The 7,805-nt window shown below is 66.3% G+C and carries 6 protein-coding genes; 5 read left to right on the forward strand and 1 reads right to left on the reverse strand.

Annotated elements, in window-relative coordinates:
• Positions 1-242: 242 nt before the first annotated feature.
• From otsB to NP3_RS17940, 4 genes are all read left to right on the forward strand, one after another.
• Complete coding sequence (otsB, locus tag NP3_RS17925; RefSeq protein ID WP_063042744.1) at positions 243-2,813, forward strand: trehalose-phosphatase; 2,571 nt, start codon at positions 243-245, stop codon at positions 2,811-2,813.
• Positions 2,814-3,005: 192 nt separating this feature from the next.
• Positions 3,006-3,887 carry a metal ABC transporter solute-binding protein, Zn/Mn family gene (locus NP3_RS17930; RefSeq protein ID WP_063042745.1) on the forward strand — a complete coding sequence of 294 codons (882 nt, stop codon included), beginning with the start codon at positions 3,006-3,008 and terminating at the stop codon, positions 3,885-3,887.
• 10 nt (positions 3,888-3,897) lie between these two features.
• Positions 3,898-4,812, forward strand: coding sequence for a metal ABC transporter ATP-binding protein (locus NP3_RS17935; RefSeq protein WP_063042746.1), 915 nt, complete (start codon positions 3,898-3,900; stop codon positions 4,810-4,812).
• 29 nt (positions 4,813-4,841) lie between these two features.
• The gene (locus NP3_RS17940; RefSeq protein WP_373864764.1) at positions 4,842-5,678 is read left to right on the forward strand and encodes a metal ABC transporter permease; all 837 of its coding nucleotides are present in this window, start codon (positions 4,842-4,844) and stop codon (positions 5,676-5,678) included.
• 152 nt (positions 5,679-5,830) lie between these two features.
• On the opposite strand, the gene NP3_RS17945 is transcribed toward NP3_RS17940, so the two are convergent.
• Positions 5,831-6,352 (reverse strand): hypothetical protein, encoded by a 522-nt coding sequence (locus NP3_RS17945; RefSeq protein WP_063042748.1) that lies wholly within the window; start codon positions 6,350-6,352, stop codon positions 5,831-5,833.
• A gap of 232 nt (positions 6,353-6,584) precedes the next feature.
• Between NP3_RS17945 and NP3_RS17950 the strand changes: the two genes are divergently transcribed.
• Positions 6,585-7,760, forward strand: coding sequence for an acyl-CoA dehydrogenase family protein (locus NP3_RS17950; RefSeq protein ID WP_063042749.1), 1,176 nt, complete (start codon positions 6,585-6,587; stop codon positions 7,758-7,760).
• Positions 7,761-7,805: the final 45 nt, after the last annotated feature.

A 7,805-nucleotide genomic window follows, 5' to 3' on the forward strand; every position in this document is an offset into this window, starting at 1 on the left:
CGGAGCGAGTCTTACGAGCGAGGAGTTCGCGGCCCGTTTGGCGTCCGAGTCGTCGAAGCGCATGCGACGAAGTCGCGAGTCTCGACGGCTCGGACGCGAGACATCAGGGGGCCGCGAACACGCCGCGCCCGCGCGGCCGACAACACAGCGCACGCCAGGCGGCGCGCTTCGGTGCGGCAAATTCAACACAGTATTGTCACGCGTGCCCCTGAAAAAACTCCTCCGATCACTAGGTTGGATGCGTGAGCGCACAGGATCTGCCACTGGAACTTCGCCGTGCACTGTCGACGGTCGCGCGCGTGCCACGGCTTTTGGTCGCATCGGACTACGACGGGACGATCGCACCCATCGTGTCCGACCCGGCAAAAGCTTTTCCACATCGGGAATCGGTAAGCGCGCTACGAGCGCTTGCCGGTCTCACCGGAACGACCGCCGCCGTGATCTCCGGCCGTGCCCTGCGAGATCTCGCGGCATTGTCGCGACTTCCGGTCGAGGTGCAACTTATCGGTAGTCATGGTTCGGAATTCGATGTGGGTTTCGTGCACGCCATCGACAATGACGCCAAACAACTGCTGGTCGAAGTCCAGACCAGTCTGACGCAGATCGCCGCGGAAAATCCCGGCGCCAGCGTCGAGATCAAACCGGCCAGCGTCGCGCTGCATGTGCGCAATGCGAGTCCGGAAATCGGGCTGCGCGCACTCAAAGCGGTGCGCCAGGGTGCGGCCTGCTGGGTCGGCGTGCAGGTGACCGAGGGTAAATCGGTTATCGAGCTCGCGGTGATCCAGACGGACAAGGGCGTCGCGCTCGACACCGTCCGTCATCAGGAGGGCGCGTCGGCCGCGGTGTTCTTCGGCGACGACGTCACCGACGAGAAGGCCTTCCGCATGCTGTCCGGCCCGGATGTCGGCATCAAGGTCGGTGACGGCGAGAGCCTGGCCAAATACCGGGTCGACACCACCGAGGCGGTGTCCTGGGCGCTGGCCTTCCTGCTCGAGGAAAGGCGCACCTGGTTGGCGGGGGCGAGCGCGCCGCGCATCGAGCGGCTGAGCATGCTGGCCAGTCCGCGCTCGGTGGCGCTGCTCACACCCGACGCGACCGTCACCTGGTTCTGCCACCCCGAGCCCGATTCGGCCGCGGTCTTCGCCCATCTGCTCGGCGGACCGCAGGCCGGACACTTCACCATCGAGCCGGAACGTCCCGGCCTGCCGCTGTCGCAGCGCTACATCGACGGCACCATGACCGTCGAAACCCGCTGGGCCAAACTGCAAGTGGTGGACTACCTGCCGCACGATGTGGCCCCCACCCGCACCGACCTGACCCGGGTGATCACCGGCGATGCGAAGGCCGTCGTAACCTTCGCGCCCCGACCGGAATTCGGTCAGGTGCCGGTCAGCATCGAAATCGAATCGAACGGACTGCGCGTAGTCGGCACTAACGATCCGATGGTGCTGCGCTCGCCCGGTGTGCACTGGCAGATCCACTCCGACGGCATGCACAGCTCCGCGCGCGCCGTCGTCGATCCGTCCCGCGGCCCGATCGTGCTGGAAATGCGCTGCGGCACGCAGGATCTCGCGCCCGCCATGGTCAGCGAACCGGAGCGGCGCAGGGATGCCGAGGACTACTGGTCCAAGTGGGCGGCCAAATTGCAACTGCCGCCGTTGAAACCGGATCTGATGAAGCGTTCGGCTCTCACCCTGCGCGGACTGGTGCACGCGCCGTCGGGTTCGATCCTGGCCGCCGCCACTACTTCGCTGCCGGAAGACATTGGCGGCGTACGCAACTGGGACTACCGCTACTGCTGGCTGCGCGATGCCTCACTGACCGCACAGGCGCTGGTTTCGCTCGGCTCGCTGACCGAGGCCGAGGAGTTCCTCGGCTGGGTGCACCGGGTCCTGGAGACGCTGCCCGGTCCGGAACGCCTGCACCCGCTGTACACGCTCTACGGCGAAACCCTGCCGCCCGAGGCATCGATCGATCAGCTGCCCGGCTATGCGGGTTCGCGTCCGGTCCGCGTCGGCAACGCCGCGAATATGCAAGTGCAGCTGGATGTTTTCGGTCCGATCGTCGATCTCATCGCATCGCTGGCGCACGGTCGCGAGGCGAAGGGGCTGACCGACCCGGACAAGTCGCTGCCGGACGCCGACTGGGAACTGGTGCACGCCATGGTCTCCGCGGTGCAGCGGCGCTGGCAGGAACCCGACCACGGCATCTGGGAGATCCGCGGCAACCCGCGCCACCACGTGTACTCGAAGGTGATGGGCTGGCTGACCGTGGACCGGGCGATCACCCTCGCGCAGCGGTTCCAGCGTCAGATCGATCCGCTCTGGATCACGTTGCGCGACACCATCGCCGACGAAGTGAAGTCCAAGGGCTGGAACGACGATGTCCAGTCCTACACCGCCGCCTACGACGGCACCGATCTGGACGCGGCCACCCTGCACATCGGCCTCAGCGGACTGATCGACCCGTCGGATCCGCGTTTCGCCGCGACGGTCGTCGCCACCGAGGCGGAGCTGCGCAGCGGCTCGACGGTGTACCGCTACCACCACGACGACGGCCTGCCCGGCGGCGAGGGTGGCTTCCACCTGTGCGCGGCCTGGTTGGTCGAGGCGTATCTGCTGATCGGTAAGCGCTCGGACGCCGAGGCTCTCTTCGCGCAGCTGGTCGATGTCGCCGGACCGACTGGTCTGCTCAGCGAGGAGTACGACCCGGTCGCCGAACGCTCACTCGGCAACCATCCACAGGCATACAGCCATCTCGGCCTGCTGCGCTGTGCACAGCTGTTGGGTAAGCCGGTCGAAGCGTTCGTCTGAGTCGACCGCTACCCAGTTCCGGGCCCGCGAACCGATCGGTTCGCGGGCCCGGCCCGTATCCGGGGTCGAAGTGACGCGGCAAACATCGACTCGTGCCGAACAGGGGCCTCCTGCTACAGTTCAAATGGTAACGATTTCCATTATGATCTAGAGCACGCTCAGATCTGCCGTACTGCCAGGAGTACCCCGCGCGTGAGCACACGGATTGCCATCAGATTCGCCGGTATCGCCGTGGGGGTAGCCACCGCTCTGGCGCTCACCGCATGCGGTAGTTCGAAGGATTCGGATAAGCCGAGCGTCGTCGCGTCCACCAATGTCTGGGGCAATATCGCGGCAACCATCGCGGGCCCGGATGCCTCGGTGACCGCGCTGATCACCGATCCCGCCGCCGATCCGCATTCGCACGAAACCTCGGCCGTGGAGTCGGCCAAGATCAGCGATGCCGATCTGGTCGTCTTCAATGGCGGCGGCTACGACGAGTTCATCGAGAAGGCGATCCAGGGCAAGGACAAGCCCACCGTCGACGCATTCGAATCCCGCACCGACAAGAGCGACGAGAACGAGCACGTCTTCTACGACATCGGCACGGTGAGCACGGTCGCCGACCGGATCGCGAGCGCCCTCGGCGAGATCGACTCCGTCCACGCCACCGCCTACGCCGACCGCGCCGCCGCATTCAAGAGCCAGCTGACCGCGATCACCGCCGCCGCCACCAAGATCGCGGGCGAGCACCCGAAGACCCCGGTGCTGCAGACCGAACCACTGGCGCACTACCTGCTGGTCGCCGCCGGAACCCAGGATCTGACCCCGCACGAATTCCAGGAGGCGATCGAGCAGGAGACCGATCCGGCACCCGCCGCCGTCGCCGCCACCCAGGATCTGCTGACCGGTAAGAAGGTTCGCGCGCTGATCTACAACATCCAGACCGAGGACAAGATCACCAAGGATTTGCGGGCGCTCGCGCAGTCGAATGGCCTACCCATCGTCGAGGTGACCGAAACGCTGCCCGACGGTGTGGATTACATTCAGTGGCAGACCAAGAACGCCCAAGCCCTGGCCGCGGCGCTGGCCTGATCGAGATCGCATGACATTGGGAGCCACGCTGACCACCGAAGACACCGACAAGGTGGAGCGGCGGTCCGATACCCGCTCAGCCGCTGTAAAACTCGATTCCGCCAGCCTTTCCTTCGGCGAACGCAAGCTTTGGCAAGGACTGGATCTCGAGATCGCGCCTGGTGAATTCGTCGCGGTTCTCGGGCCGAACGGATCCGGCAAGACCTCGCTGCTGAAGGTGCTGCTCGGTCAGCTCGCGCTCAGCTCCGGCACCGCCGAAATCGCGGGTGGGCCCGCACGGGCGGGCAATCCCGATATCGGCTATGTGCCGCAACAGAAGACGATCGATGCCGGTGTGCAGCTGCGCGGGGTCGACCTGGTCGGACTCGGCGTCGACGGGCACCGCTGGGGCCTCGGACTGCGGCGGCGCGCCGACCGCAAGCGCAAGGTCCGTGCGGCCATCGCCGATGTGGGCGCGGAGAAATTCGCTTATGCGCCATTGGAATCCATGTCCGGCGGCGAACAGCAGCGGCTGCGGGTCGCACAGGCGTTGGTCGGCGATCCCAAGGTGCTGCTCTGTGATGAACCGCTGCTGAGCCTCGATCTGGCGAATCAGCGGTTGGTTTCGGAACTGATCGATCGACGCAGGCGGACCCATGACACCGCAGTGCTTTTCGTGACGCACGAGATCAATCCCATTCTGCCGCTGGTGGATCGGGTGCTGTATCTGGTCGACGGGAAGTTCCGGATCGGTACACCGGACGAGGTGATGACCTCGGCGGTGCTCTCGGAGCTGTACCAGACCGAGGTCGATGTGCTGCGGGTGCGCGGGCGGCTGGTCGTCGTCGGCACCGGCGACACCATGGACGCGCTCGGTGCGGCCGGTGCCCAGCACTGCGCAACGCTTGCCGATGAGCTGCCCGAATCGGCCGGGGTCCGTTCGTGAACGACAAGCTCTCCGATGTCGTCTCGAAGATGTTCGACTTCACCACCACCGCGGACCTGCTCTCGTATTCCTTCGTACAGCAGGCGGTACTCGCGGCCGCGCTGCTCGGACTGCTGGCCGGTGTGATCGGGCCGCTGATCATCAGCAGGCAGATGTCGTTCGCGGTGCACGGCACCAGCGAGCTCTCGCTGACCGGTGCGGCCGCCGCGCTGCTCGCCGGAATCGGGGTCGGGCTGGGCGCGATCGTCGGCTCTGTGGTGGCGGCGGTGCTGTTCGGTCTGCTCGGTACCAAAGCCAGAGAACGCGATTCGGTGATCGCGGTGGTGCTGTCGTTCGGACTCGGACTCTCGGTGCTGTTCCTGTGGCTCGGTCCCGAACGCGCCGGATCGAAATTCTCGCTGCTGACCGGTCAGGTGGTCAGCGTCGGCTACAACGGGCTGGCACTACTGCTGACCTGCACCGTTTTGGTGCTCGCCGTACTCGCGGTGGTGTACCGGCCGCTGCTTTTCGCGAGCTCGGATCCCGAAGTCGCACTCGCCCGCGGGGTTCCGGTGCGGGCGCTTTCGGTGGTGTTCGCGGTCATGCTCGGCATTACCGCGGCCTTCGGTGTGCAGATCGTGGGCGCGCTGCTTGTGCTCGCCCTGCTCATCACGCCCGCGGCCGCGGCGGCGCAGCTGACCGCGAATCCGGTGCGCGCCACCGTGCTCGCGGTGGTGTTCGCGGAAACGGCCGCGGTAGGCGGCATCCTGTTGTCGCTCGCACCCGGCGTTCCGGTCTCCACCTTCGTCACCACCATCTCGTTCCTGATCTACCTGGTCTGTCGGATTCTCGGTCCCCGACGCCGTCAGGCTGCCCGCGCCCGCTGACACCGGCTCACCAACCCGAGGCCGGTGCCGCGCACCTATCGCTCGCCGCGCACGGAATAACCGGCAGGGTCATGCGTGCCGCGCACGGCTACCGGCACAGCGTGCGGGCCAGGTGCCCGCGCTTGGCGAGCACCTGGCCGGTAGGCGGTCGATCAGACCGTGAACAGAGCGATCAAGACCACGATCGAACCGGCGAAGACGATGACGTGGCGCAGGTTCTGCAGGTACGGGGTCACCCAGCGGGGGAAGGCGGCTTCGGCTACGTCGAGGAAGCGCTGGACATCGATGCGAGCCAGTTCCGGGTCACGCTTGCGGGCGAAGGCGGCCTGGACGCTCTTGGCGGCCGTCAGGTTGCTGTACAGGATCGCGACATTGCCGAGCAGCACCAGCACCTGGAAGACCCAGGACAGTGTCCGACCCCAGTCGTTGCCCGCCAGATTCAGCACGGCCATCGCGGTCATCACCAGTGCGATCCCGACCGGGGCCCAGGTCTCGTGGCCACCCGCGTCGAACCGCATACCGTTCTCCGCGAGGACGCCGGGGCGCACACCCTGACGGGCCAGCTCGGCATCGGCGGCGGCCTGGGCGGCGGCTCCGTAGCGGTGGCGCACCAGCGGAATGCTGACGAAGGCGAGGGCGATCAGCAGTTGGGCGACGGCTGCGACGGTCATCATGGCGGTTCTCCTCATCGGGTTTTTCGTCGAGTGGCTCCTCGAATGACCGAACGATCTCCCGCCGCGCTGACAGCGCGCTGACACCTGATCGAACCGCGCTGACATCGGCTATCAGCGCAGGTCAGCCAGGCTCTAGCCAGCCATGGACCACATTTGATGGCAGTCGCCTTCAGTCGGATGCCCCCGGTTTCGTATGCTCGACCCACGCGCCCCATCTAACGAATGGTGACCAATGATCGACTTCACGATTCCCGCCGAACTCGCCGCCGAACGCGACCGGGTCCGCCAGTTCGTCATCGACAAGATCATCCCCTTCGAGCGCGATCCGCGACTCACCTCGCACGGCCCCACCGACGAGTTGCGCCAGGAACTCATCGAACTGGCCCGCGCGGAAAAGCTGCTGACAGTGCAGGCCCCGGAAGCCCTCGGCGGCCGCGGCCTCACCCATATCGAGCAAGCCGTGATCTATGAGGCGTCGGGCTGGTCCACCCTGGGCCCGGTCGCCATGAACTGCGCCGCGCCCGACGAGGGCAATATGTTCCTGCTCTCCAAGATCGCCAACCCGGATCAGGTCGAGCGCCACCTCGCACCCGCCGTCGCCGGACATCGGCGCACCGTCTTCGCGATGACCGAACCGGACGGCGCGGGTTCGGACCCGAATCAGCTGGCCACCGAGGCCGTCTTCGACGGCGAGAACTTCACCATCAACGGCCGCAAATGGCTCATCACCGGCGCGGACGGCGCGAAGACCTGGATCATCATGGCGCGCGTCGCACCGAACCCGCATGTGCCCGACGGCCCGACACTGTTCCTGACCGAAGGCGACCAGCCCGGCATCGTGATCGAACGCACCATGAACACCATGGACCGCAACTACGTCGGCGGTCACGGCGTGGTGCGCTTCGAGAATCTGGTGCTGCCCAAGGACGCGCTGCTCGGCGAAACCGGTCAGGCACTGCGGTACGCCCAGCTGCGCCTGGCCCCGGCCCGGCTCACCCACTGCATGCGCTGGCTCGGCGCGGCCGAACGCGCACAGTCCATCGCTGTCGAATACGCCAGGACCCGCACCGCCTTCGGCAAACCGATCGGCGAGCACGAGGGCGTTTCGTTCATGCTGGCCGATAACGAGATCGCACTGCACCAGTGCCGCCTCACCATCTGGCATGCCTGCTGGCTGATGGACCAGGGCGAGAAGGCCAGGCACGAGAGCTCGATCGCGAAGGCATACGTCTCCGAGGAGCTGTTCAAGGTCGCCGACCGCTGTGTACAGGTGCTGGGCGGCATCGGCATCAGCGATGAGACGGTCGTCGAAATGATCTTCCGGGACATGCGCGCCTTCCGGCTTTACGACGGCCCAACCGAGGTGCACAAGTACGCCATCGGCCGCCATGTGTTGCGGCTGCGTTGATTTGCCGCGCCTGCGGCGCGGCGTGTTCGCGGCCCCCTTCTGTCT

The sequence above is a fragment of the Nocardia pseudovaccinii NBRC 100343 genome (genome assembly GCF_001613225.1).
Classification (GTDB): Bacteria; Actinomycetota; Actinomycetes; order Mycobacteriales; family Mycobacteriaceae; genus Nocardia; species Nocardia pseudovaccinii.